Annotated in this window: 24 protein-coding genes; 6 read left to right on the top strand and 18 right to left on the bottom strand. The window is 66.9% G+C overall.

Annotation, left to right across the window (positions count from 1 at the left end):
• Positions 1-33 precede the first annotated feature (33 nt).
• The 13 genes from V1Y59_RS10900 to V1Y59_RS10840 form a co-directional block, all read right to left on the bottom strand.
• The gene (locus V1Y59_RS10900; RefSeq protein WP_330504984.1) at positions 34-396 is read right to left on the bottom strand and encodes a nuclear transport factor 2 family protein; all 363 of its coding nucleotides are present in this window, start codon (positions 394-396) and stop codon (positions 34-36) included.
• A gap of 20 nt (positions 397-416) precedes the next feature.
• Positions 417-944: a hypothetical protein gene (locus V1Y59_RS10895; RefSeq protein WP_330504983.1), complete on the bottom strand. Its 528-nt coding sequence runs from the start codon at positions 942-944 to the stop codon at positions 417-419.
• Between the two features lie 165 nt (positions 945-1,109).
• Positions 1,110-1,553 (bottom strand): Hsp20/alpha crystallin family protein, encoded by a 444-nt coding sequence (locus V1Y59_RS10890; RefSeq protein WP_330504982.1) that lies wholly within the window; start codon positions 1,551-1,553, stop codon positions 1,110-1,112.
• 105 nt (positions 1,554-1,658) lie between these two features.
• Positions 1,659-2,288, bottom strand: a complete 630-nt coding sequence (locus V1Y59_RS10885) for a glyoxalase (RefSeq protein WP_330504981.1) — start codon at positions 2,286-2,288, stop codon at positions 1,659-1,661.
• Between the two features lie 59 nt (positions 2,289-2,347).
• The gene (locus tag V1Y59_RS10880; RefSeq protein WP_330504980.1) at positions 2,348-3,046 is read right to left on the bottom strand and encodes a YoaK family protein; all 699 of its coding nucleotides are present in this window, start codon (positions 3,044-3,046) and stop codon (positions 2,348-2,350) included.
• Positions 3,043-3,456 (bottom strand): RidA family protein, encoded by a 414-nt coding sequence (locus V1Y59_RS10875; protein ID WP_330504979.1) that lies wholly within the window; start codon positions 3,454-3,456, stop codon positions 3,043-3,045. The genes V1Y59_RS10880 and V1Y59_RS10875 overlap by 4 nt, the downstream gene beginning before the upstream one ends.
• A 10-nt stretch (positions 3,457-3,466) precedes the next feature.
• Positions 3,467-5,068, bottom strand: a complete 1,602-nt coding sequence (locus tag V1Y59_RS10870) for a gamma-glutamyltransferase family protein (protein WP_330504978.1) — start codon at positions 5,066-5,068, stop codon at positions 3,467-3,469.
• Complete coding sequence (locus V1Y59_RS10865; protein WP_330504977.1) at positions 5,065-5,421, bottom strand: Rieske (2Fe-2S) protein; 357 nt, start codon at positions 5,419-5,421, stop codon at positions 5,065-5,067. The genes V1Y59_RS10870 and V1Y59_RS10865 overlap by 4 nt, the downstream gene beginning before the upstream one ends.
• A gap of 26 nt (positions 5,422-5,447) precedes the next feature.
• Positions 5,448-6,890, bottom strand: coding sequence for an aldehyde dehydrogenase family protein (locus V1Y59_RS10860; protein WP_330505165.1), 1,443 nt, complete (start codon positions 6,888-6,890; stop codon positions 5,448-5,450).
• 16 nt (positions 6,891-6,906) lie between these two features.
• A complete protein-coding gene (locus V1Y59_RS10855) occupies positions 6,907-8,130 on the bottom strand; it encodes an NAD(P)/FAD-dependent oxidoreductase (RefSeq protein ID WP_330504976.1) in 1,224 nt (407 codons plus the stop codon).
• Positions 8,127-8,516 (bottom strand): Rieske (2Fe-2S) protein, encoded by a 390-nt coding sequence (locus V1Y59_RS10850; protein ID WP_330504975.1) that lies wholly within the window; start codon positions 8,514-8,516, stop codon positions 8,127-8,129. The genes V1Y59_RS10855 and V1Y59_RS10850 overlap by 4 nt, the downstream gene beginning before the upstream one ends.
• Before the next feature lie 73 nt (positions 8,517-8,589).
• Positions 8,590-9,309: an iron-containing redox enzyme family protein gene (locus tag V1Y59_RS10845; RefSeq protein WP_330504974.1), complete on the bottom strand. Its 720-nt coding sequence runs from the start codon at positions 9,307-9,309 to the stop codon at positions 8,590-8,592.
• A gap of 182 nt (positions 9,310-9,491) precedes the next feature.
• Positions 9,492-9,941 carry a GlcG/HbpS family heme-binding protein gene (locus V1Y59_RS10840; RefSeq protein WP_330504973.1) on the bottom strand — a complete coding sequence of 150 codons (450 nt, stop codon included), beginning with the start codon at positions 9,939-9,941 and terminating at the stop codon, positions 9,492-9,494.
• Between the two features lie 228 nt (positions 9,942-10,169).
• On the opposite strand from V1Y59_RS10840, the gene V1Y59_RS10835 reads away from it, so the two are divergent.
• Positions 10,170-11,834, top strand: coding sequence for a PucR family transcriptional regulator (locus tag V1Y59_RS10835; RefSeq protein ID WP_330504972.1), 1,665 nt, complete (start codon positions 10,170-10,172; stop codon positions 11,832-11,834).
• A 24-nt stretch (positions 11,835-11,858) separates the two neighbouring features.
• On the opposite strand, the gene V1Y59_RS10830 is transcribed toward V1Y59_RS10835, so the two are convergent.
• A complete protein-coding gene (locus V1Y59_RS10830) occupies positions 11,859-13,256 on the bottom strand; it encodes an MFS transporter (protein ID WP_330504971.1) in 1,398 nt (465 codons plus the stop codon).
• Between the two features lie 438 nt (positions 13,257-13,694).
• Between V1Y59_RS10830 and V1Y59_RS10825 the strand changes: the two genes are divergently transcribed.
• Entirely contained in the window at positions 13,695-15,203 is a 1,509-nt protein-coding gene (locus V1Y59_RS10825) for a hypothetical protein (RefSeq protein WP_431309155.1), read from the top strand.
• A gap of 69 nt (positions 15,204-15,272) precedes the next feature.
• Here the strand turns inward: V1Y59_RS10825 and V1Y59_RS10820 are convergent, their stop codons facing one another.
• Positions 15,273-16,637 carry a glucose-6-phosphate dehydrogenase gene (locus tag V1Y59_RS10820; protein ID WP_330504969.1) on the bottom strand — a complete coding sequence of 455 codons (1,365 nt, stop codon included), beginning with the start codon at positions 16,635-16,637 and terminating at the stop codon, positions 15,273-15,275.
• Between the two features lie 86 nt (positions 16,638-16,723).
• On the opposite strand from V1Y59_RS10820, the gene V1Y59_RS10815 reads away from it, so the two are divergent.
• Positions 16,724-18,493: a glycoside hydrolase family 15 protein gene (locus V1Y59_RS10815; RefSeq protein WP_330504968.1), complete on the top strand. Its 1,770-nt coding sequence runs from the start codon at positions 16,724-16,726 to the stop codon at positions 18,491-18,493.
• Between the two features lie 159 nt (positions 18,494-18,652).
• On the top strand, positions 18,653-18,913 hold the full coding sequence (locus tag V1Y59_RS10810; RefSeq protein WP_330504967.1) for a DUF6480 family protein: 261 nt from the start codon (positions 18,653-18,655) through the stop codon (positions 18,911-18,913).
• Positions 18,914-19,018: 105 nt separating this feature from the next.
• Here the strand turns inward: V1Y59_RS10810 and V1Y59_RS10805 are convergent, their stop codons facing one another.
• Positions 19,019-19,954 (bottom strand): oxidoreductase, encoded by a 936-nt coding sequence (locus V1Y59_RS10805; RefSeq protein WP_330504966.1) that lies wholly within the window; start codon positions 19,952-19,954, stop codon positions 19,019-19,021.
• A 43-nt stretch (positions 19,955-19,997) separates the two neighbouring features.
• The gene (locus V1Y59_RS10800; RefSeq protein WP_330504965.1) at positions 19,998-20,387 is read right to left on the bottom strand and encodes an FHA domain-containing protein; all 390 of its coding nucleotides are present in this window, start codon (positions 20,385-20,387) and stop codon (positions 19,998-20,000) included.
• A gap of 156 nt (positions 20,388-20,543) precedes the next feature.
• On the opposite strand from V1Y59_RS10800, the gene V1Y59_RS10795 reads away from it, so the two are divergent.
• Positions 20,544-21,149, top strand: coding sequence for a flavodoxin family protein (locus V1Y59_RS10795; protein WP_330504964.1), 606 nt, complete (start codon positions 20,544-20,546; stop codon positions 21,147-21,149).
• A gap of 9 nt (positions 21,150-21,158) precedes the next feature.
• On the opposite strand, the gene V1Y59_RS10790 is transcribed toward V1Y59_RS10795, so the two are convergent.
• Positions 21,159-21,956, bottom strand: coding sequence for an SDR family oxidoreductase (locus V1Y59_RS10790; RefSeq protein ID WP_431309154.1), 798 nt, complete (start codon positions 21,954-21,956; stop codon positions 21,159-21,161).
• A gap of 204 nt (positions 21,957-22,160) precedes the next feature.
• Here V1Y59_RS10790 and V1Y59_RS10785 point away from each other — a divergent pair, with 204 nt between their 5' ends.
• On the top strand, positions 22,161-23,339 hold the full coding sequence (locus V1Y59_RS10785; protein WP_330504962.1) for a zinc-dependent alcohol dehydrogenase: 1,179 nt from the start codon (positions 22,161-22,163) through the stop codon (positions 23,337-23,339).
• Positions 23,340-23,511 lie beyond the last annotated feature (172 nt).

The raw sequence follows: 23,511 nt of genomic DNA, 5'->3' as shown, positions 1-23,511 counted from the left end.
GGCGGGACTCGGACCAGATGGCGGCGCACGACACTACAGCTGGAAGGTCGCTAACCAGTACTCGGCGAACCGGTCACCGTGCGCCCGCAGGATGTCGTTGCCGATGAAACGGGTGGTCCGTCCGTCGCGGGTTCCGACGCCGGCCCACCGGCCTGCCACGTGTTCTCCGTCGACGAAAGGCCCGACCTCGATGGAGAATTCGATGGAATCGAACATCTCCTTGGTCTCGGCGATCGCCGCGGCGAGCTCGGCGGGGCCGTGCACATCGTGCCCGGGCCAATGCCCCTGGAAGTTGGCGGTCACGATTCGGCGCGCCTTCTCGGCCAGGAGATCAGCGTCCGACGGCCCATTCCAGAGGTCGTCGATCCACCGCCGATAGGTCTCCTGCAACGCCATGTGACCTCCTCGTCGACAGCCTACGCCGACGATCCGTAATTCAGACCGTCGCCGAGGACGAATGCGCCGGTCAGACCGTACAGATCGGGGTTGAGATTGCAGACGCTCATGACGGCGTAGAGACCGTCGGGGATGTTGTCGAAGGTACCGGTGACGGTTCCGTCCCGGTTCGCCGGCGTCAGCAGGTCCGTCGCGGTGATTGCGTCGGCATCGTCGACGGCCTGCAGCAGGGCGAGGACATCGATGGACTGCCCGAGGACGATCGCGATGATGTCGGGGCCGACGATAGGCGCTGCGCGGACCACGTCCACGACTGCGGTGGTGCAGGCGCCCGGGAGTATTCCGCCCAGGGTCCGCGGAACCTCGGTCACCGTGTAGCTGATCTCGCGACCAGATACCTGGATCGAGTACCCCACCCCTTCGGCAAGACCGACGACGGGCTTCGGTTCGGGTGGTGGTGCGGAACTTGCCGTCGCCGGGGCGATGACGGCCATCGTGAACAAGGCCACGAGGGCGACGGCGAATCGGACGAAGATTCTTTTGTACATGAGCGCTCCTGCCGGATGGCCCCCCGTGGACCGGACGTTAGTGGCAGGGAGAGGATCTCGTGGCGAATCGCGCGAATCAGCCGCGGGCGCAGGTGTCACCCGTTCCGTACGCGGATACCCCGCGGTCGTGGGATCCCACGACCGCGGGGCGAAAGACGCTGTGGGTCAGGTTGACCCAGCGGAGATCGCGTGCGACTGGCCGGTGCTCTCGATCGCGATCTTGCGGGGTTTGGCCTTCTCTGCCATCGGGATGGTCACGGTCAGCACGCCGTTGTCGTAGTTGGCGGTGATCCGGGTGGAGTCGATGCCGTCGCCGAGAGTCAGCTGGCGACGGTAGGCGCCGGAGAATCGTTCACTCGTCAGCCACTGCACGCCCTCGTCCGACGGCGCGCTGCGCTGCGCGGACAGGGTCAGCACCCCGTTGTCGACGTCCACGTCGATGGTCCCCGGGTCCGCACCGGGCAGGTCGGCGACCAGAACGTAATGATCATCCACCTTGTACAGGTCGAGCGGCATGAACCGCGGTGTGCGCTGGGTGCCGGCCATCGAGCCGGTCATCAATCCACGAGCAAGCGCATCAACGTCGCTGAACGGATCAAAACGAAGCACAGCTACTCACCTCCTGAATCGCAGGCCACCCACCACCGGTTGTGACAGGTGGCATATCGCTGTACGAGAACGAAGATAGCACTGCTCGGCGGCGAGCGCTAGCACTCACATGCTTCGAGTGCCAACTGTTTCGGACTGCCACACGAAGCCGTCCGGATCGACGAAAGCACCCGCGTCGCTGTTGATCTCGACGCGGTGCGATCCGCTGCCCGCCGGGTCGACGCCGGCGTCCTTGGCGGCGGCCTTGCGTCCGTAGAGCGCGAGTTTGATCGACCCGGGGTCGGCGACGAACTCGACGTACTTGCGGCCGAAGCTCTTGGCGACGTCGAGTCCGTGGTCGACGTAGAAGCTCTTGCTCGCCGCGACATCGGCGGCACCGATCAGCACGACGATGTCGTCGACCTGACGCGCCGGGGCACCGGTGTCCTTCTTGCTCGACGACGCCACCTTCCAGATCGCGCCGTCGGGTACCCGGAGCACGCCGCCGTAGCCCCAGAACGACTTCTTCGCGGGTTTGATCTCGGTGGCACCCTCATCGAGCGCGGGGCCGAACAGGGAGTCGACGACGGCCGGGTCGGGTACGACGAGCGAGAGGACGTGGCCGCGGAAGCCCGTCGACGGGCCGTCGGCCACCCGGAACCGCAATCGCTCGCCGAGTCCGAACGCCTTGTCGTAGAAGGTCTTCGCTTGTGTTGTGTCGGGTACTTCGAGGCTGAGGGAGTTGATCGATGTCATGTATGTGACGCTAGGCGCCGAAGCGGTGGTCCGGCTTCTCGATTCCTGACCGATCGGCCTCAGCGGACCGACCGGAGATGACCGACGGCGGTGGCCGTCCATCCCACGGCCGCGGCGACGGCGAACACCACCCACAGCGGGCCGATGGCGAGCAGGAAGGCACCGAGCAACGCGCCGACGAAGATGGCCGCGATCGCGAGGAGTCGGCGGTTGGCGAACGTCGCCCAGCCGGGTCGGGACCAGAACTCGATGGCCCACACCGTGATCGTCGACGTCACGACGACGGTGGTCATCTCGGCGATGCCCACCTTGCGTGCGACGGCGGCCTGCACACCCATCGCGGCAGCCGTCATCACGGCGGCACTGATCTGGGTGCGTTCGGTCAACGCCATCACCCCGACGGTTGCTGCACCCGCCGCGATGAGCCCGTAGGCGAGACCCAGCATCAGTGTCACGCGGGTGCCCCATCCACTGGAATGTCCTCGCAGCGCGATCCCTCCGGCTCCCGCGCCCACGACAAATGCGACCAGCGCGAGCACCGGCCCGAGCACGGGCAGTCCGTCGGCGCCCGCAGCGCCCATGCCGAGGATGACCACGTTGCCGGTCATGTTGCCGACGAAGACCCGGTCGAGGCCGAGGTATCCACCGGCATCGACGATTCCGGTGACGAATGTCAACGCCATCATCAACCCGAGATGCAGCGAGGCATCCTCCATCCGCGTGCGCCCCGACCGCCGCCGGTCGGCCACAGTCGTCATCGCGGGACTGCCTCGGCGACCAACGCCACCTCGACCGGCGCACCGTCCGGGAGTGCGTAGACACCGACCGCGCTGCGCGCCGGCAGAGCCACATCATCGGCCATCTGCGACAGGGTGTCCGATGCGCCGTCGGCCACCGCCGACAACCGGGTGAAATTGGGTTCACAGGCGATGTAGACGGTCATCTCCATGATTTCCAGCCGTTCGGTGGGGGCGAGCATCGACCGGGCCGCGGCGATCGCATTCGTCACCGCCAGTGCGGCGGCAGCGTACGCGGTGTCCAGGTCGACATCGGCGCCCACCCTGCCCACGACCGTCAACTGGCCGGCCCGCCGTGGGGTCATGCCGGCCGTGCGGATCGTCGGACCCGATCGGGTGGCCGGGATGTAGTTGCCGCGCGGTACCGGCACCGCGACCGGCTCATTCGAGACCAAGTGCCACCCCCTCCTGCCGTGGATCACTGCCGCCGAGCAGGAATCCTCCTGGATCGCGTGAGATCACCTGTGCGCTACCGTCGGCCGACAGTGCCGGCTGTACCCGCACCCGATGACCTCGTTCCGAGAGCGCGACGCGCGTCGACTCCGGCATCGTCTCCTCCACTCGGAGCTCTGGTGGGGCCCCGATCACGTCGGCATCCGAGCCGGGGAACACGGTGAACCGCGGAGCCGACACCGCTTCCTGCGGATCGAGTCCGTGGTCCAGCAGGTGCGAGAGGATCTGCATGTTCCACTGCACCTGACCGTCCCCGCCGGGGGTGTTGCCGACCGAGACAAGCGCCCCGTGGTCGTCGGTCGCCACCCATGCGTTGAGCGTGTGCAGCGGTTTCCGCCGCGGCCTCACCTCGTTCGGATGGCCATCGATCAGGTAGGCGCCACGGCCGAGCCGGTTGTTCAGGAGGATGCCGGTGCCCGGGACTCCGAACTTTGCGCCGAAGGTGAACGCGAGCGAGTGGATGAAACTGACCGCCCGGCCGTCGTCGTCGACGACCACCAACGACGTCGTGTCACCGCCTGCGACGGCGAAATCCCGGGGCATCGACGGATTGCCGACGAGGGCCGCGCGCTGATCGGCCAATCGTCGAGGGTCGAGAATCGTTGCGATACCGTCATTGTCGGCGCCGCACTGCGCGAAGCGATCCTCGAAGGCCACTCGGGCGGCGCGCGCCATCCGGTCGACGGCGTCGACGCTGAGCCACGGAACCATGCCGAGGTCGTCGCCACACAGCGCGGCCTGCTGGGCGACCATCCAGCCCGCCGACGGCGGTGTGGTCTGATGGATCACCGCATCCCGGTACCGGGTGCGGATCGGCTCTTCGGGCACGACGTCGCCGCTCGCCTCCCACTCCTCCCCGGAGAACGGTGCATCCGCTGCGACCAACGCGTCGACGCACCGCTGGGCGAGGGTGCCCGAATAGATGGCGCGAGGGTCGGCGGCCAGGGCGCGAATGGTCTGGGCGAGTTCGGGTTGCGGACACCGCTGCCCCACCAGTGGCACGCGGCCGCCGTCGGTGTAGACACCGCGGGCCAGGGCGTCTCGACGGATCGGATCAAGTGCTTTCGCGACGTCGTCGCGCGTCTTCGCCGAGCACGGGATTCCGCGTTCGGCCATTCGCGCCGGACCGGCCCACAGCTCGGACAGCGATCGTGACGCACCCCCCGCGTGCAGAGCCGCCAACGCGGCGGGGGCGCCTGGCGCGGCGACCGCCAGCGCGCCGTCCAACGGTATCGCCGACAGTCCCTGTGCGCGATAGAACTCCGGCGTGCCGCCGTCGGGTCCGTAGCCGCTGCCGCCGACGGTCCACACCCGTCCGTCCGGTTCCCGGACGACGGCAAAAGCGTCGCCCCCGACGCCGCATTGGCCCGGCAGGGTCAGCCAGGTGGTCGCGGCGGCGGTGAGCGCCGCATCGATCGCGTTCCCACCCGAGGCCAGCACCTCGAGCCCGGCGGCACTGGCGAGGGGATGGCTGGTGGCGACCATCCCCCGTGTCGCGATGGTGGGTGGCCGTCCCTGCCCGGCGATCATGCCTGCCGGGCCTTGCGACGCCGCGGGCCTTCCGGCGGGTCGGCCGGATCGATGCCGACGAAGATCTCGCCGTCGCGTTCCTCCACCGGGTAGGTTTTGATCGGTTCGGTCGCCGGCGGGCAGATCGGCTCACCGGTTTCCAGGTCGAATGCGCTTCCGTGACAGGAGCATCCGATTCCATCCTGTACCAGCTTGCCGGACGACAGGAGGCAGTCGAGGTGCGAGCAGTAGTTCGACGTGGCGTAGGCCTTGCCGTCGAGACGTGACACCGCGACCTCGTATTCTTCGGCGTAGAAGCGCCGGACGATTCCCTCGGGAACCTGCCCCGAGCGGGCGACTCGTCTGAATTCCATGGTGATTCCTCGTGTCGGGCGCCGGCTCAGCCGGCGGGGGTCAGGTAGATGGTCTTCTCGGCCTGGTAGAACTGCATCATCGACGGGCCCGCCTGCTCTTTGGAGATCTGCGTGCTGGAGGCCTTGTAACCACCGAACGGCGCGTTCATGGCCATGCCGGTGGTCGGCTGATTCACCTTGACCAGACCGGTCTTCGATGCGGCGCCGAATGCCATGGCACGACCCAGGTCGGCGGTGATGATCGCCGCACTCATCCCGAATCGGGTGTCGTTGGCGATGCGGACGGCGTCGTCGAAGTCCCGTGCCCGCTGAAATGCCAGCACCGGCCCGAAGATCTCCTCACGGACGATCCGCATGTCCGGTGTGGTCTCGGTGAACACCACCGGCGGGGCGAAGTAGCCCTCGGATTCCGGTACGGCCACGTCGATCTGGTGACGCACCGCACCCTCCGCGTCACCGATGGACACATACTCCCGGTACTTCGCCAGTTGCGCAGCACTCGCCAGTGGGCCCATCGTCACCCCGGTCTCGAGGCCGGAACCCAGGGCGAGGTCGGCAGCCTTGGTGACGACCGCGGACACGAGCGCGTCGTGGATTGCGTCGACGACCACCACGCGACTCGTGCCGGTGCAAGCCTGCCCGGAGAGGCCGAATGCCCCCTTGACGATCGACGTCGCCGCGAAGTCGATGTCGGCGTCGTCGAGCACGACCGTCGGGTTCTTGCCGCCCATCTCCAGCTGCGTCCTTCGTTGCGGCCCGACCGCCCCGTGGATCGCGGCGCCGACGTCGGTGGAGCCGGTGAACGTCACCGCCGCCACCCGCTCGTCCGCCACCACGGCGGTGCCGGCGGCGGCGCCGCCCTGGACCAGGGCGATGGCCGTGGGCGGCAGGCCACCGGCGAGCAACGCCTCGACGAGGCGCTGCCCCATCAGCGGAGTGACCTCGGACGGCTTGAACAGCACGACGTTTCCGGCCGCCAGGGCCGGCCCCAGCTTGCGGGAAGGGATGTTGAGCGGGAAGTTCCACGGGGTGATCGCGCCGACGATGCCGACCGGCTCACGCACGGTGCAGACCATCGTCTGCCCGGCAGCCGGGTAGGTCGAGCCGCCGGAGCGCACCGCCTCGCCGGCGTAGAAGCGCAGGTTCATGGGAGTACGACTGACCTCCATGGTTGCTTCTGCGCGCGATTTACCCTCCTCGCGAACCAGTTCCGCGACCAGACGCTCGGCGTCGGCCTCCAGCGCATCGGCTGCTCGTTCGAGGATCCGGGCGCGGCGCTCGGGCGGGGTCGCGACCCACTCCGGCGCCGCCTTCTCCAGTCCGTCGACCGCCGCGGCGACGTCGGTCGACGTCGAGTCGGGGAACTCCCCGATCACCTGTGCCGGATCGGCCGGGTCCACACTTCGGAACGTTCGCCCCGTTGTCGACGGCACCCATTGTCCGTCAACGAGGTTCGCGCCCGTCACCATCTGTTCGTTCGTCATGTCAGCTCACCATCTCCTCGCCCAGTTCCCAGAGGTCGATGTCCTCGTCGGTCAGTTCAGGTGTGTCGACGGCACGGCCGATGAGTTCGCGTGCCGCCATGATGTCCTCGCCGCGGTCAACCGCGAAGGCGCCGGTCAGCCGTCCCCCGGTCAGGTAGAACGCACTGAACTCGTGGTCGGACATGTCGCCGCGGACGACGATTTCGTCTGCGGTGGCGGTGTTTCCGACGAACTGAAGATTGCGGTCGTACTGATCGGACCACAGCCAGTGCGGGCCGTCCTCCACCACGTGCTCACCCAGGATCGCGCGCGCGACGGCGCCGGCCTGCCGGTTGGCGTTGTCGAAGTGCTCGACGCGGATGTGACGACCGGCGGTGTCGGAGAAGCGGGCTGCCACGTCTCCCGCAGCGAAGACACCGGGAGCCGCGGTACGTCCCACCGCGTTCACGACGATGCCGTCGGTCACCGCGAGACCCGCGTCGGCGGCGAGTTGAGTGTTGGGTTCCATCCCGATGCCGACGATCACGTCGTCGGCATCAACCACCTGTCCGTCGGACAGCGTGACTCGTGCGCCGTCGGTACCGGCCTGGACATCGGACACGCCGTTCCCACAGTGGAAGTGGACGCCGTTGGCCGAGTGGAGGTCGGTGCAGTAGGCGGCCATCCGCGCACCCAGCTGCCGCTCGAGGATGGTGTGTGCCTGCTCGATCACGGTCACTTCGACGCCGAGCGTGGTTGCGGTGGAAGCGATCTCGAGTCCGATGAAGCCGCCGCCGATGATGGCCAACCGGGCGCCGGGAACGAGTCGATCGCGGAGGGCCGCCGCGTCGTCGACGGTACGGAGGTGATGGATCCGCTCCGCCGAACCCACGCCGGGAAGTCGCCGCGGGCGTCCTCCGGTGGCGAGGACGATCGCATCGGAGGACATAGTCGATCCGTCGGCGAGCGTCAGCATCCGCCCGGCGGCGTCCACGCTGTCGACACGCGTTCCCGTCCGGATGTCGATCTCGTTGTTCTCCAGCCACTTCGGCGCCAACAACGCAAGGGGCTCCACGGCGCCGTCGCCGGTCAGGAACTCTTTCGACAGCGGCGGTCGCTGATATGGCTGATGAGACTCCTCGCCGAGGATCGTGACCGATCCGTCGAATCCCCGCCGGCGCAACGTCCGGGCCAGCACAGCGGCGACCTGGCCGCCGCCGACGACGGTCACACTCTTGATGGTCATGAGGTCTCCCTCGCCTCGGCGCCGGCCGCGGCACGCGCGGCGACGTTCACGTAAATGGTCTCTCCGTCGATGCGGACGTCGTAGGTGGGTTGGCAGATGTCCTGGTCGGCTTCGTAGCCGGTCTCCAGGTCGAACTGCCATTGATGTCCCGGGCAGATGACCCGGCCGGCCATGATGGTGCCCCTGGCCAGCGAACGATCCTGGTGGACACACAGATCCGCGAAGGCATAAATCCGGTCTCCGGCGGAGAACAGCGCGATCGGGGTGTCGCCGAGCTCGACGCGCAGCTTGCGTCGCCGTCGTAGCTCCTTCGTGGTGGCCGCCGGCAACCAGTCGTCTCCGAAACTCTCGGCGTCCCGGTGCAGCTCGATGGAATCGCTCGACATGTCTCTCACTTTCATCGGTTCTCGCGGTGACCCATGGGGGACACCGATGTCGGCGTCCCCCATGGTCGAGGGGTCACACTGCGGCGAGCTCGAGATCGTCGGCGACGTAGGTGTCGTAGAGCCCCTTGGTGTAGGAGAACCGCATCTCGGCACCCCACTGCACGAGCTTCAGGCACCGCTGCTGCAGCGCCGGGGTGTCGGCGCAGTCGAGCACGATCTGGTAGCCACGCTCGCCGTGGACCACATCGGAGGTGATGTGCAGATCGAAGAACTCGATCTCGTCCTCGGTGAATCCGTACACCTCACGCAGCGGGATGATCTGTTTCTTGTAGATGCTGGGTACCTGGGACTCCAGGCCCACCACCAGCGCAGCCGTGGCGACCACGAAATGCTCACGCTGAGACACCGCGTAGCACCACGACTGCAGGCCGCGGGTGATGGCGTTCATGTTGTCCGGGTTCTCGATTCGCTCCTTGGTGGTGCCGCAGGCCTCACCGAACTTGATGAGGAGGTCGGTGTGCCGGATGTCGGCGAGTTCCTCCTCGTACATGTTCTGCAGAGTGAAGTCCTTGGCGTCGGTGAACTCGTCGGGTGTGTTCGCGTAGATGTTCGCGAGGTAGTCGGCGAACGGCCCGACGTAGTGGAAGTGATTCTCCGCCCAACGGGCGAAGTGCTTCTTCTCGAGTTTGCCCTCGGCCCAGGCCTTGCTGAACGAGGCGTTCTTGGCCTCGCGGCCCTTGATGGCGTCTTCGAGAGCGGCGCGGAACTCATCGCGCCCGAGCAGAGTCGACATGGGTGTTCCCTTCATGGACTGTGGCCGAGGATCGGCCGAGTACTCGCGTCGTTGCGAGCTGGACTGTCGAAAACCGATAGGAGAAAGGCTGTTTCGACCAACTTCAGGCTAGGTACGTCGTACCGACGGCTCCACGGTCACAATGACCCGGTGATCGCGCCGAAGCTGGCCACTGTGCACGATCAGTGCGCGGCGGCTGCGACGACGGCCTCGAACTCGGCGAGCATCGCGGCGCCGACGGCCTTGTCCTGCTCGCCGTTGCCGCCGCTGATACCGACGCCGCCGACGATCTGCCCGTCCACGACCAGCGGGAAACCGCCGACGAAGGTGGCGAACTTGCCCGGGATCATGTGGCTGATGCCGAACGCCTCGTTGCCCGGCAGGGCCGGGCCGTTCGGCGGCTCGTTGAACAAATGGGTGGCTCGCTCATGGCCGGCGGCGGTGTACGCCTTGGCGATGGAGATCTCGACACCGGTCAATCGGGCACCGGGAATGCGATGCAGGGCAATGACATTGCCGCCGTCGTCGCACACGCAGAGCGTTTGCCGGACGCCGATCTCCTCCGCTTTGGCGCGGCCGGCCGCAAGGACCGGCAACGCGTCGTCGAGGGTGATCCGCAGGACTCGATGCATGGCTGTCATCTTTCGTGTGGGGCTTCTCGGGAGTCTGTCGCCGGAATCGGCGTACTCGACATGTAACCGGACTCCGCCGTCGAGTGTGAGTGTCAAGATGACCTGAAGATCGCCGCCTCGGAGGTTATTGTGCACATAGTGACGTGCTGAGTGCCCTGGTAATTGACAATGAGACCCTGAGCCCGGAGGACAGGGTGCGGCCCGCACTTCCCAGTTGAAAGCAGGACGATGGAACCTCATCCACGATTGACACTCGCCGGACTCCTCGATGAATCGCTGATGGAGGGTGCGCGGCTGGTGGCCGGTGGAGCCGCCGCCGAAACGCCGGTCACCTGGGCCCTGCCGTTCACCGAGGTGATGAGTCGATACGACGATCTGACGTCGACGGTCGTCTACGCACGTCCGGAATCGTTGGCGGCGAAGCCGTCGAGCCTCGGTTCGTTGCTGGCCCGGGGGGCACCGGCTGTCATCGTCGACGGCCCGCTGCCTGCCGCGCTGTCCGTCGACGCGATCCCGCCTGGACTGGTCGTGGTGGAGATGGGCTTCCCGATCGGGTTCGGGCCGCTGAACCGATTGCTGGCCGAGCGTGCCCTCACGCAGGAAGTGCACGTGATGCGCTACGCGACCCACGTCCACCAGTCACTGGCCGGCCTGTTGCACCGCGGCGCAGGGATGCCACTGCTCCTGCGCGAGGTGTCCGCGTTGTCGCACTCCCCCGCGGTCGCGTTCGACGCCAGGTGCGTGCCGGTTGCCGACCACGCAGTCCCGGCCGACAGCGCGGATGCCGTTCTGGCGGCACTGCGCGACGCATTGCTGGCGAGGGGCCAGGTCCACGACGGACACGGGGAGGCCTCGAGGCTCGACCTCGACGTCTCGGGCGTCACCTGGATCTGCACCGCGAGCCCGATCCTGCTCGGCAAATACTTCGAGGGGTGGGTGGTGATCCTGCGGAGTGGTGACCGCCCTGGCGAGCACGACCTGGCCCAGCACGCAGTGGTGGCCGAGCAGGCCACCGCCATCATCGGATCGGAGATGCTGCGCGAGCGGAGCGTCGAGGAGGCCGAGGAACGTGCGCGCGGCGACTTCGTGCAGGCCCTGGTTCATGGCGGTTTCGCCTCCGACTACGAGATGCGCACTCGCGCCGGTTATCACGACATCGATCTCGATGCGACGTTCGCGGTTTTCATCACCCGCGATGACACGAGCGCACCGGACTCCACCGAAAGTCCTCGTGGCAGCAGCCGATTGCTGCGTCTGGCCCGATTCGCCGCGGGTCTGCTGCCGCATCGGGATGTTCGATCGTATGTGACCGTGTTGGGCGACGTACTGGTCGTGGTGCGTACCGTCCGGTCGCAGAGTCCGTCCGATATCGAGTCCGAGGTGGCCGACTACGCCCGGGCGATGGCCGACGAACTCACCGCCCGCGGACACGACGCACGGACACCCGTCGCGTACGGAGCGGTCGCGGTCGGCGCGTCGCAGATCCGGGACAGCTATCGCGAAGCCCGAGTCGCGCTGGGAATCGCGTCACGAATGCAGCTGCGTGGGGCAGTCGCCTATCGAGACCTGCGGTCATACGGAGTGCTCGAGCAGATCTCGGAGACCGACCGCAGCAGGCAGTTGGTGACCGACGTCCTCGGCCCCATCCGGCTCGGCACCGAACTGCATGCCATCCTGCTGGCGTACCTCGAACAAGGTGGCAACGTCAATGCGGCGGCTCGGGTGCTGAACATGCACCGCAACACGATGCTGTCCAAGCTCGATCGGATCTCACGCACCATCGGCCTGGACATCCGCGAGCCGGAGAACCAGTTCACCGTATGGTTGGCGGCCCGACTCGAACTGCTCGACACCCTCGGCGGGGCGGTGGACCGAGAGGTCAATTTCAGCTGACACCAGTCGTTTCCGAAATGGGAATCAGCGGGCGGGCAAGGGTTCCCCCGCAGGTTCCGCGTCGGCGGGACCGACCACCGGGTTGCGACCGACGAAGGACGCCGCGAGACCACCCGCTGCGACAAGGGCCGTGACGGCGAACAGAATGCCGTAGCCGCCGTGCGCCAGAGCGACAGCCACCCATGCGGCGCCCAACGCGGAGCCACCGAAGCGCATCAGGTTGAACAGACCGAGACCGGTACCTCGGGCGCCGGCAACCGAACGCGTCGATCCGGCCGCCGCCGGTGTCTGTACCAGTGCGATACCCACACCACTGAGCACGAGCACCGCTACCAGCCACAGCATTTCGGCATCCACGACGGTGACCACGCCGAGAGCGATCTGCGATGCGCACAACACCACGAGTCCCGTGCGCAACACACGGCGCGCACCGAGGCGATCGGAGATCCCGCCGACGATCGGCGCCAGCACCGCCATCGTCGCGGGCAGCGCGAACAGCAGCGCACCGGCGACGCTCGTGCTTGCGCCGTGGCGGACCACGTAGAGCGGAATGACCAGCAGTGTCGCTCCCAGCGCGAACATCTGCGCGAACGCCGCGATCGCGCTCCGCGCGAAGCGTGGCTCGACGACATCGCGGACGTCGAGGAATGGAACGGGAACCCGCAGGCAATGCAGCACGCAGCCGACCAGCAGCACGGCGGCGAGGAGCGCCAGCCCTGCCGAAATCCACAGCGACACACCGCCAGAGCCGACAAGCGTGACCGACAGGATCAACAATGCGGAGCCGAGCGTCAGGGTCGAGGCGCCGAGTTTGTCCAGTCGCATCGTCCGACCCGGATACCGCGGTACGGTTCGGAGCGTCAGGACGAGGCCGATCAGCGCGAGCGGGATCAGCGGCACGAAGACCCACCGCCACCCCCAGGCGTCGGCCATCAATCCGCCCAACGAGGGCCCGACGGCCTGGCCGATGCCGTTCACACTGGCCCACGCCCCCACCGCACGGGCGCGGCGGCGGGGACCGAAGAGCCACGCGATCAGACCCATCACCGCCGGCGCGAACACGGCTGCCGCGAGGCCGCCCAGCGCACGCCAGGCGATCAGCACCTCCAGGGTCGGCGCCGTCGCCGCACCGGCCGAACAGACCGCGGTTCCGACCAGCGCCGCGCAGTAGACCCGACGTCGCCCGTATCGGTCGGCGATGTATCCCGCGAGTGGCATCGTCGCCGCGAACGTGAGCAGGAACCCCACGACGACCAGGACACCACTACCGAGGGGCGCGTCGAAGTCGTCGAGGATGTCGGTGAGCGGAACGTTGACGACGTTGTTGCTGACGGTGCCGACCAGGGTTCCGGTGAGCAGGGCGGCCAGAGCGAGCGGGGTGCCCGAATCGTCGACCACGCGAGCACCACTGCTGTCCGCCATCTGCTCGCCTTTCGGTCGTCGCTGGTCACCCGATTGCGGGTATTCGTGCACACGAGAATGTTTTCACTCGGAGGGGTCGAACGGCACGTCGCGCGGGGGTCAAAGTGCACAGATCTGTCGGGTCGCCTCGTCTATCGTGCACATTGCAATCGTCATCATCGCCAGATCCGCCGGAGCGTGACGAAACACCTCGGTATCGGATGATTTACCAGCGCGACACAGACGATCGTGAGACTGTCGTTCGACGTCATCGTGCACAGCCCGCACCGACTTGACGTGTGCATCGTATCGATTGACCGCCGATGACGGCGGGAGGAGGGTCTTCACCAGCACAGCCCCCTTCGTTCATCTCCCGCTAAGGAATTCACCGTGCAGCCCACCGATCTCACAGCCGCGCACTGGCTTTATCTCGCCGGCATCGTCGTCATCATCGCGACGATGGTGATGCGCAAGAACATCGTCGTCCCAGCCGTCATCGCCACGTTCCTGACCGCATTCGCGTTCTCCGACAGCATCGTTACCGCGATCGCGTCGATCTTCAATGCCAGCCTCGTCGCGGCGCAGGAACTGTTCAACATCTTCCTCATCATCGCGTTGGTGACCGCCATGCTCGGCGGCTTGCGGCAGATGGGTGCCGATCGGTTGATGATCGCGCCCTTCCGCCACGTGATGCGTAATGCCACAACGAGTTTCCTCGTTCTAGGGGTGGTCACCTACCTGATCTCGCTGTTCTTCTGGCCCACCCCGGCGGTTCCTCTGGTCGGCGCCGTGCTGATCCCGGTCGCCATCCGGGCGGGCCTGTCACCGATCTCGGTGGGCATGGTGGTCGCGATCGCCGGCCAGGGTATGGCACTGTCGTCGGACTACGTGATGAAAGTGGCCCCCGGCATCTCCGCAACGTCCGCGGGTGTCGACGTCGACAGTGTCGCCGACAAGGCGCTCGTCCTTTCTCTGATCGTCGGCGCGGTGGCCATGACGATCACCTGGGTGATGCAACGCCGGACCTGGCGGGCACCGTCGGCCGAACTCCTCAAGGAGTGGGAAGCCGAGGCCGACCGTGGCGCGGCAGACGTCGAGTCCGAGTTGGCCGAGGCCGATGAAGCGACCACCGCCAGTACCGGCTCCACGGGTAGGGTCGCGGCCGCCGGCGGGTCGGGCGACAGCACCCTCGGCACCTCGCGGACCAGCACAGCGGTGATCGATCCGCCAGATGCGTCGTCGCTGGGCGGGGTTCCCGATTCCACCCGGATGGCGAAGTTCTTCGCAGTCCTGGTGCCGCTCGTCTACGCCGGGTTCATTCTGTACCTCATTCTGGGCAAGGCGGGTGTGGTGCCTGCTTTGGAGGGCGGCGAGGCAGCAGCAATGGTCGGCGGTCTGGCCGCTCTGGTGCTCTTCGCGGTGTGTGCCGCCCACGAGCCGACCAAGTTCCTCGAGACCACGGCCGACCATCTCGTCGACGGTCTGGTGTTCGCTTTCAAGGCCATGGGAATCGTCTTGCCCATCGCGGGATTCTTTCTCATCGGGAACTCGGACTACTCCGGCCAGATCCTGGGCCTACCCGAGGACGTGACCGGTCCGGCCTTCCTGTTCGACCTGGTCAGTTCCGCGCAATCGCACCTGCCCCAGGTGCCCATCTTCACCGCGATCGGCGTTCTGCTCGTCGGCATCGTCGCCGGCCTGGACGGCTCCGGATTCTCGGGGCTGCCGTTGACCGGCTCGCTGGCCGGCGCGCTTGCGACGGGCGTCGACATGGACCCGGCCACTCTCGCCGCCATCGGTCAGATGGGCAATATCTGGTCCGGCGGAGGAACTCTGGTCGCCTGGTCATCCCTGGTGGCGGTCGCGGGGTTCGCCCGGGTTCCGGTACTCACGTTGGCGCGCAAGTGTTTCGTCCCGGTCATCGCCGGCCTGCTGATCTCGACTGTGGTTGCGGTGTACCTGCTCTGACACATCCCGAGAACTGCTCACCGACAGCCCGTCCACGACCTGATCGTGGACGGGCTGTCCGTGACTCCGCTACACCCGATGCCAACTCTCCGGCCCTTGCGAGCCCGCCGGGTACTCGTCGAGCGGCACGCGGTCGGCCTTCCACGCCTCGATGATCGGGTCGACGATGCGCCAACATTGTTCGGCCGCATCGTCGCGGACGGCGAGAGTCGCGTCACCGTCCAAGATGCCCGACAGCACCTCCGCATAGGCCCGCATGGAGCCCTCGCCGAGGTCGGCGGAGAGGTCGGTCCCGGCGAGGTCGAACGGATTCGTGCCGTCATGCACGTTGAGGCGCAACGACATCGCGTCCGGACCGAACGTGAACCGCAGGACGTTCGGCGCGGTGTGGCCGTGGAACTGCGGCGGGAGATGGCGAACGGGCCGGAAGTGCAGAGCGATCTCCCGGACCGCCGGCTCGATCGCCTTGCCGGATCGGAGGATGAAACGGACACCGGCCCAGCGTGCGGTCGCGACCTCGAAGGTGGCCTCGGCCAACGTTTCTGTGTTGTTCGACGGGTCGACACCGTCCTCATCGACATACGATGGCAGCTCTTTCCCGCCGGCCTCACCCGCGGTGTACCTCGCCCGGCGCGAGGAACGGACGGGATCGCCGTCCCACAGCCGGGTCGCGCGAAGGGCCGCGCCGGTGGCATCACGTAGGTCGCGTTCGTCCAACGACGCGGGCGGGTCCATCGCGACTGCGGCAAGCAGTTCGAGCAGATGACTCTGCATCATGTCGACGAGCGCGCCGGCCTTGTCGTAGTAGCCGGCGCGGCCCTCGAGGCCGAGGGTCTCGTCGTAGCGGATCACCACCGACTCGATGTGCTCGGCCGACCACACCGGCTCGAACACCCGGTTGGCGAACCGAACACCCAGCATGTCCAGCAGGATCGACTGACCGAGAAAGTGATCCACCCGGAACACCTGGTTCTCCGGGACGAGGCGGGTGAGCTTCTGGTTGAACTCGCGTGCGCTGTCTTCGTCTGTGCCGAAGGGTTTCTCGAGAGCCAACATCAGATCGTCGGGCAGATCGATCCCGGACATGGCGTCGCAGGCCTCCTGTGCAACCGACGGTGGCACGGCGAAGTACAGCACGGACCGTCCGTCCGCCTGCTCCAAGACGCTCTTCACGCCTTCGGGGGTGCTGACGTCGGCTTGGATGAAGCTCGCCTGCTCGGCGACGTCGCGGGCCGCCGACGACGCGCCGTCGCCGAACGACTGCCGCACACGGTCGCGCCACTCGTCGTCGGTGACGTCACGTCGTCCGACCCCCACCAGGCGGACGTCACGGTCGGGTTCGAGATCGAGTAGCTGCGCGAGCGCGGGCAACAGCAGGCGTGAGGTCAGGTCGCCCATCGCGCCGCAGATGAACAGGGTCGTGGTGGTTGCCATATCCGACGGTAACCCGGACCGCCACCTCACTGACATGGTCTCGGTTCCTTGGCCACGATCGGCCGGCGATAGGCACAATCGGGGGCATGGGTGCTCTGATCGAGGACTATGCCATGGTCGGCGACTGTCGCACGGCAGCTCTGATCTCCCGGGACGGTGACATCGACTGGCTGTGCGTGCCCCGATACGACTCGTCGTCGATCTTCGCCGCGATGCTCGGCACCGCCGACCACGGGCGCTGGCGGCTGGCGCCGCGCGACCAGGATGCCCGGATGACCCGCCGCTACGACGAGGACACCCTCATCCTGGTCACCCGGTGGGAGACGTCGACCGGCACAGCCGAGGTGCACGAGTTCATGCCGATCGACGCAGGCTCGGTCGACCTGATCCGCCGCGTGGTGGGGATCTCCGGTCACGTGGATTTCGAGACCGACCTGCGGATGCGATTCGACTATGCGAAGTCGATCCCGTGGGTGACGCAGGTGGGCGACGACACCGGGCCCGCGTTGCGGGCCATCGCCGGGCCGGACGCCTGTGTCGTGCGCGGCGTTGCCCTGCATGCCGACGGCAACGCCCACCGTGGCTTCTTCACCGTCGAACCCGATGTCACCGTGGACCTCACGCTGTCCTGGTATCACTCGCATCGAGCGGAACCGCCACCGTCGGTCGTCGACGATGCACTCGCCCACACGCGCGAATGGTGGCGGACCTGGGCCGCCCGCATCGATCACACCGGGCCGCACCACGAACTCGTCATCCGTTCACTGATCACGTTGCGCGCGTTGAGCAATCTCGACACCGGCGGTATCGTCGCCGCGGCCACCACGTCGCTACCCGAGCAGTTCGGGGGCGCCCGCAACTGGGACTATCGCTACGTCTGGCTGCGCGACGCCTCCCTGACACTGGAGGCTCTGGTCACGCACGGCTTCCTGAACGTCGCCGAACACTGGCGGATGTGGTTGATGCGATCCATCGCCGGCGACACCGAGGACATCCAGATCATGTACGGCATTGCCGGGGAGCGTGATCTGATCGAACGCGAGGTGCCGCAGCTGCCGGGGTACGAGAACTCGGCGCCGGTTCGGGTGGGCAACGGCGCGGTCGATCAGTACCAGGGTGACGTGATCGGGGAGGTGATGGTCGGCCTCGACGATGCGCGCGAAGCCGGTCTCGACGAGAAGCCGCTGTCGTGGTCCTTACAGAAGGCCCTGCTCGAACAGGTGGAGGCCAACCTGGAGCGACTCGACAACGGCATCTGGGAGATGCGTGGTGAGCCACGGATGTTCACCCAGTCGCGAGTGATGAAGTGGGCGGCGTTCGACCGGGGCGTGCGTGCGGTGCAACGACATGGTCTCGACGGATCACCGGAGCACTGGGGTGAACTACGTGACCGCATTCGGGCCGAGATCGATGCGGAATGCGTTGACCCGCAGTCCGGTTGCTTCGTCCAGTACGCAGGTTCCGACGAAGTGGATGCCTCGCTTCTCCTGCTGCCGCAGGTGGGCTTCTGCGCCGCCGACGATCCGCGGATGCTGGCCACCGTGGACAAGATCGAGAAGACTCTGATGCGCGGCGGTCTCGTGCTGCGCTATCGCACCTCGACCGGTGTCGACGGCCTGAGCGGTGACGAGCATCCGTTCCTGGCGTGCACGTTCTGGCTGGTGACCCAGTACGCGCGAAGCGGACGGCGCGACGCCGCCGAAGCGCTGATGACGACCGCGGTCGCCACCGCCAACGACGTCGGGTTGTTCTCCGAGGAGTACAACGTCGACGCGCGACGACAGGCCGGCAACACCCCGCAGGCGCTGTCGCACTTGGCATTCGTCCGGGCCGCTGACGCGCTGGCCGGCCGATAGCTCCGGCACTTGCCCAGATCGGTTCGCAACGCGCCGTCGGCACTGATGATGGCGCGGTCGGCGTAGGTGTACTCGGCGGCACAACGGGTACCCGACCACAGTCGCCAATTCCGCGACCGCGACGGACCGACCGCGCGCGCTGACACGACGGGAGTGGCCATGCCCGAACAGGACGGTGGCCCGGCACGTGACCCGGCCGCCCATGATCCCGACCCTGCCGCGACCCCCGGTCTCGAGCCGGGCGGCGGCGCCGCACCTGGTGACACACCTCCGGACACACCGCAGACGTCAGGTCTGTCGCATCATGAGGACCGATTCGCCCGCGTCTTCCCGATCAGCGGGATCGCGATGCTCATCGGTGTCGGAGCACTGATCGTCATCATGATCGTCGTCGCGATCGGCCTCATCGCCATGCTGTGACCCCTCAGGCGCCGGTCTCCGCGTCGGGTTCGGCGACCGGGACCATGGCGCGAGGGCAACGGTGTGCGCGACGATCCGGATCCGGGCCCGACAGAGGTCTTCTCGCTAGAACGGGTACCGCACCCCGGTGAGGGCTTGGGCGACCTCCCACAATCGTCGCCCGAGGGCCGGGTCCTGCACCCGGGGACTGGGCCGCACCAGGACCGGTGCGCCACTGAATTCCATCGGCCCCGACGGGCCGTAATACTGGCCACCCCGGGCATCGGGATCGGTCGCGGCCCGCACCGATGGCAAGGCCCCCTGCGGTGCTTCCATGATGAAGGTGCTCCGCACCCGATGCAGTGTGGGAGTGGTGAACAGCCAGCTCAGCATCCGCCCGGAGTCCCGCATCACGCCGCTGTGCGTGGCACCGGGATGCGCGGCCAGCGAGATCGGGTTCGTGTGTCCGGCGGCAGTCAGCTGGCGCTGCAGCTGCCACGCGAAGACGAGCTGGGCGAACTTGGACCGTGAATAGGCGCGTGAGGTGCTGAATCCGCGGGCCATCGTGAGGTCGTCGAAGTCCACCACACCGCCGCGGTGGGCGTTGCTCCCCACCGTCACCACCCGTCCGGCGTCCGCGGCCAGCAACTTCTCGAGCAGCAGTCCGGTCAATGCGAAGTGGCCGAGCACGTTGGTGCCGAAGTCCATCTCGAAGCCGTCCACGGTCATCTCCCGGCGACCCGCCATGACGCCCGCGTTGTTGATCAGCACGTCCACGACCGGATGGGACAGGGCGATCTCGTCGGCCGCCTTGTGTACCGAGCTGAGGTCGCTGAGATCGGTCTGCACGATGTCGACCTGTCCGTCGGGCGCTGAGGCCAGCACGTCGGCTCGCGCGGCAGCGGCACTGTCGACGTTGCGACAAGCCATCACCACGTGGGCGCCCAGCGTGACGAGATGACGCACCGTCTCCAGCCCGATTCCCGAGTTCGCGCCGGTGACCACCACCATGCGGCCGCCCATGGGCGGAGCCTGCGCCGGCCCCCATCCGTCCTTGGACATCGTCGCCCCCTGGTATCGAGAGATGGTTCACGATACCGAGCGGTCAGGACACCGGAACATGCGGCTTGCGGCACGCGATCTGCACCCACCCGTCGTGGCCTGTCACCACGTCGACGCCACCGACGGTCTGCTCGAGCAGCCGCCACGAGAACCCGCCGTGGGGCAGGTGCACATCGTCCACGAGCCAGCCGTGCACGCTCGCATCGGTGGCCGCCGAACCCACCGCCACCGCGCATGTCAAGGATCGGCTGTCGGCAGAGCACGGCACGATCAGGGTGCACATCGCATCGACCGCCAGAACCATGTCGAGCGCGTTGGAGGGCATGATCCCGGCGTCATCGAGAACATCGCCCACGACGTGTCGGATGAGGGCGATGCGCTCGGCCACCGCAGACACCGTGACCTCTACAGAGATGTCGGATGTGTGTTCCATGATTGGGCGTCACCTGGGGTGGGTGTCGTCAGTCCTCGGTCATCACAGACTTGCCCGTTGCCACAGCATCGAAACACCCGCAGCATCGAAACATCCACAGCGCCGGATTCTTGGAGCAGCCCGGTTGCCCGACGACGAGCTGGGTACTCCGGGCTCATGACCTCAGCAATCGCGATCAACTGCACCCTGAAGCCGTCACCCGCGGAGTCGAGCAGCGAACTGCTGGCCCGGCAAACACTCGATGCGTTGTCGAATCACGGAGTGCAGGGAGACATCATCCGTGCGGTGGACCACGACATCCGTCCCGGAGTCGAACGCGACATGGGCGACGGGGATGCCTGGCCGCAGCTGTTCGACCGTGTCCGGCGCGCGGACATCCTCCTGATCGCCACTCCGACCTGGTTGGGGCACATGTCCAGTGTGGCCCAACGTGTTCTGGAACGGCTCGACGCCGAGATCTCGCGTACCGACGACCAGGGTCGTCCGACGATGCTCGGCAAGGTCGGCATGTGTGCCGTCGTGGGCAACGAGGACGGCGCGCACAAGATCATCGCCGACGTGTTCGGCGCATTGAACGACATCGGCTTCAGCATCGCCGGACAGGGCAGCACCTACTGGAACGACGAGGCCATGGGTGGACGTGACTACAAGGACCTCGAGACCGCGCCGAGCGCCGTCGTCGACGCCACATCTGCTGCCGCACGCAACGCGGCGCATCTCGCGAAGCTGTTGTCATCGCAGGCTTTTCCACCGTACAGCTGAGCGCGTCGCTCAGCCTGGCAGCGTCTCACCGCCGAGGGGAGCCAGGACCTCTCCGGTGTAGTACGACGAGAGCAACTCGGCGGCGAAGAAGACGTACGAGGGCGCGATCTCGTCGGGCTGCGCCGGCCTCCCGTAGGGCGTCTGCCGGCCGAAACCCTCGCCCTGGTCGGCCGGAAGTGTCGCCGGTATCAACGGAGTCCACACCGGTCCTGGTGCCACACAGTTGACCCGTATCTGTCGTTCCAGAAGCGACTGCGCCAGTGAGTAAGTCAGCGCGGTGACCGCTCCCTTGGTGGCCGAGTAGTCGATCAGCTGTTTGTTACCGCGCAGGCCGTTGATGGAGCCGGTGTTGATGATCGCGCCGCCGCCGGTCAGGTGCGGGACGGCCGCGCGGATCGTGTGGAAGAAGCTGTCGATGTTGACATCGAAGGTGCGACGCCACTGGCTCGGCGAGAGTTCCAGGAAGTCGTCCACCGGTTGCTGGTACGCGATGTTGTTCACCAACATGTTCAGCCCACCGAGTTCGTCCGCCGTTCGAGCCACGACGTCCGCACAGTGCTCGGGGTCGCCCAGATCGCCGACGAACGAACGCGCAGTGCGGCCTTCGGCTTCGATGAGCTGCACAGTGTGTCGTGCGTCGTCGGTCTCCTCGAGGAACGCGATGGCGACGTCGGCTCCCTCTTTGGCGAAGGCCACCGCCACCGCGCGTCCGATGCCCGAGTCGCCTCCGGTCACCAACGCCTTCTTGCCGGCGAGCAGGCCGCGACCCTCGTAGTCGCGCATCTCATCGCGTGGACGCTCCGACATCTCGCGCGTTCGCCCCGGGTAGTCGATCGTCTTTCCTGCGTTCTGATCGTCACTCACGTATGTGCGGATACCCGGCGGGCGCCGTGGACAAACGCTCCGACCGCCGCCCGACAAACACGTTTGTGCGCACCAACTACGGGGCAATCTGCGATCTACAACGACCCGGGCGCCCCGTTGGGTGAGCCCGGAGGACTAGGAGGACCGATGCGCGCAGTCACGTGGCAGGGCAAGCGAAGTGTGAGTGTCGAGGAGGTCGCGGACCCCAAGATCGAGGAACCGTCGGACGCGATCATCAAGGTGACCTCGACGAACATCTGCGGTTCGGATCTCCACCTCTACGAGGTGCTCGGGGCCTTCATGGAACCGGGCGACATCCTCGGTCACGAACCGATGGGGATCGTCGAGGAGGTCGGCCCCGACGCCGGCGATCTCCGGGTCGGCGACCGGGTGGTGATCCCGTTCCAGATCTCGTGTGGCGCCTGCTACATGTGTGGCCAGGACCTGTACACCCAGTGCGAGACGACCCAGGTCCGCGACCAGGGTATGGGCGCCGCACTCTTCGGCTACTCGAAGCTGTACGGGTCGGTACCGGGTGGTCAAGCCGAGTACCTGCGGGTGCCGCAGGCCCAGTTCACCCACATCAAGGTCCCGGTTGAGGCCCCGGACTCACGCTACGTCTACCTGTCGGATGTGCTGCCGACGGCGTGGCAGGCCGTCGAGTACGCCGACATCCCGCCGGGCGGGTCGGTGACCGTGCTCGGGCTCGGCCCCATCGGCGACATGGCCGCCCGCATCGCGCACCACCGCGGCGCCCAGGTGATCGGAGTGGACCGCGTCCCGGAACGCCTGGCCCGCTTGGAGTCCCGCGGCATTCCGACCATCGATCTGGGTGCGGTGGATGATGTCGCCGAGGTCATCCGGGACCGCACCCAGGGCCGCGGCACCGATGCGGTGATAGACGCGGTCGGGATGGAAGCGCACGGCTCACCGGTGAACAAGATGATGCAGCGGATCGCCGGCGCATTGCCGGACGCGGTTGCCGAGACGCTCATGAAGCAGGCCGGACTCGACCGGCTGTCCGCCCTGTACACCGCCATCGATGTGGTCCGCCGCGGAGGGACGCTGTCGGTGATCGGCGTCTACGGCGGTACCGCCGACCCGCTGCCGTTGATGACCTTGTTCGACAAGCAGATCCAGATCCGCATGGGGCAGGCCAACGTCAAGAAATGGATACCGTCCATCATGCCGTTGCTCGGCGACGACGACCCGCTGGGTGTCGACTCCTTCGCATCACACGAGTTGCCGCTCGACGACGCACCGCACGCCTACGACATCTTCCAGCGAAAGGTCGACGGCGCCGTCAAGATGGTTCTGAAACCCTGATCACGCCTGTCTCCCCCACCCGTTGATCGAGTAGCCCGCGAGCCGCTAGTGTCCTGTCAGGTAGATTCGTCGTTTAATTGTTGTTCTCGTTGATCGCGGCGCAGTAGCCGGCGAGGCGTTGCAGGATTTCGTCTGCGGTTTTGTGCCAGATGAAGGGCGTGGGGTTGGTGTT

The organism is Gordonia prachuapensis (assembly GCF_036350515.1).
Taxonomy (GTDB): Bacteria; Actinomycetota; Actinomycetes; order Mycobacteriales; family Mycobacteriaceae; genus Gordonia; species Gordonia prachuapensis.
This window is presented reverse-complemented; position numbering and strand designations above follow the sequence as displayed.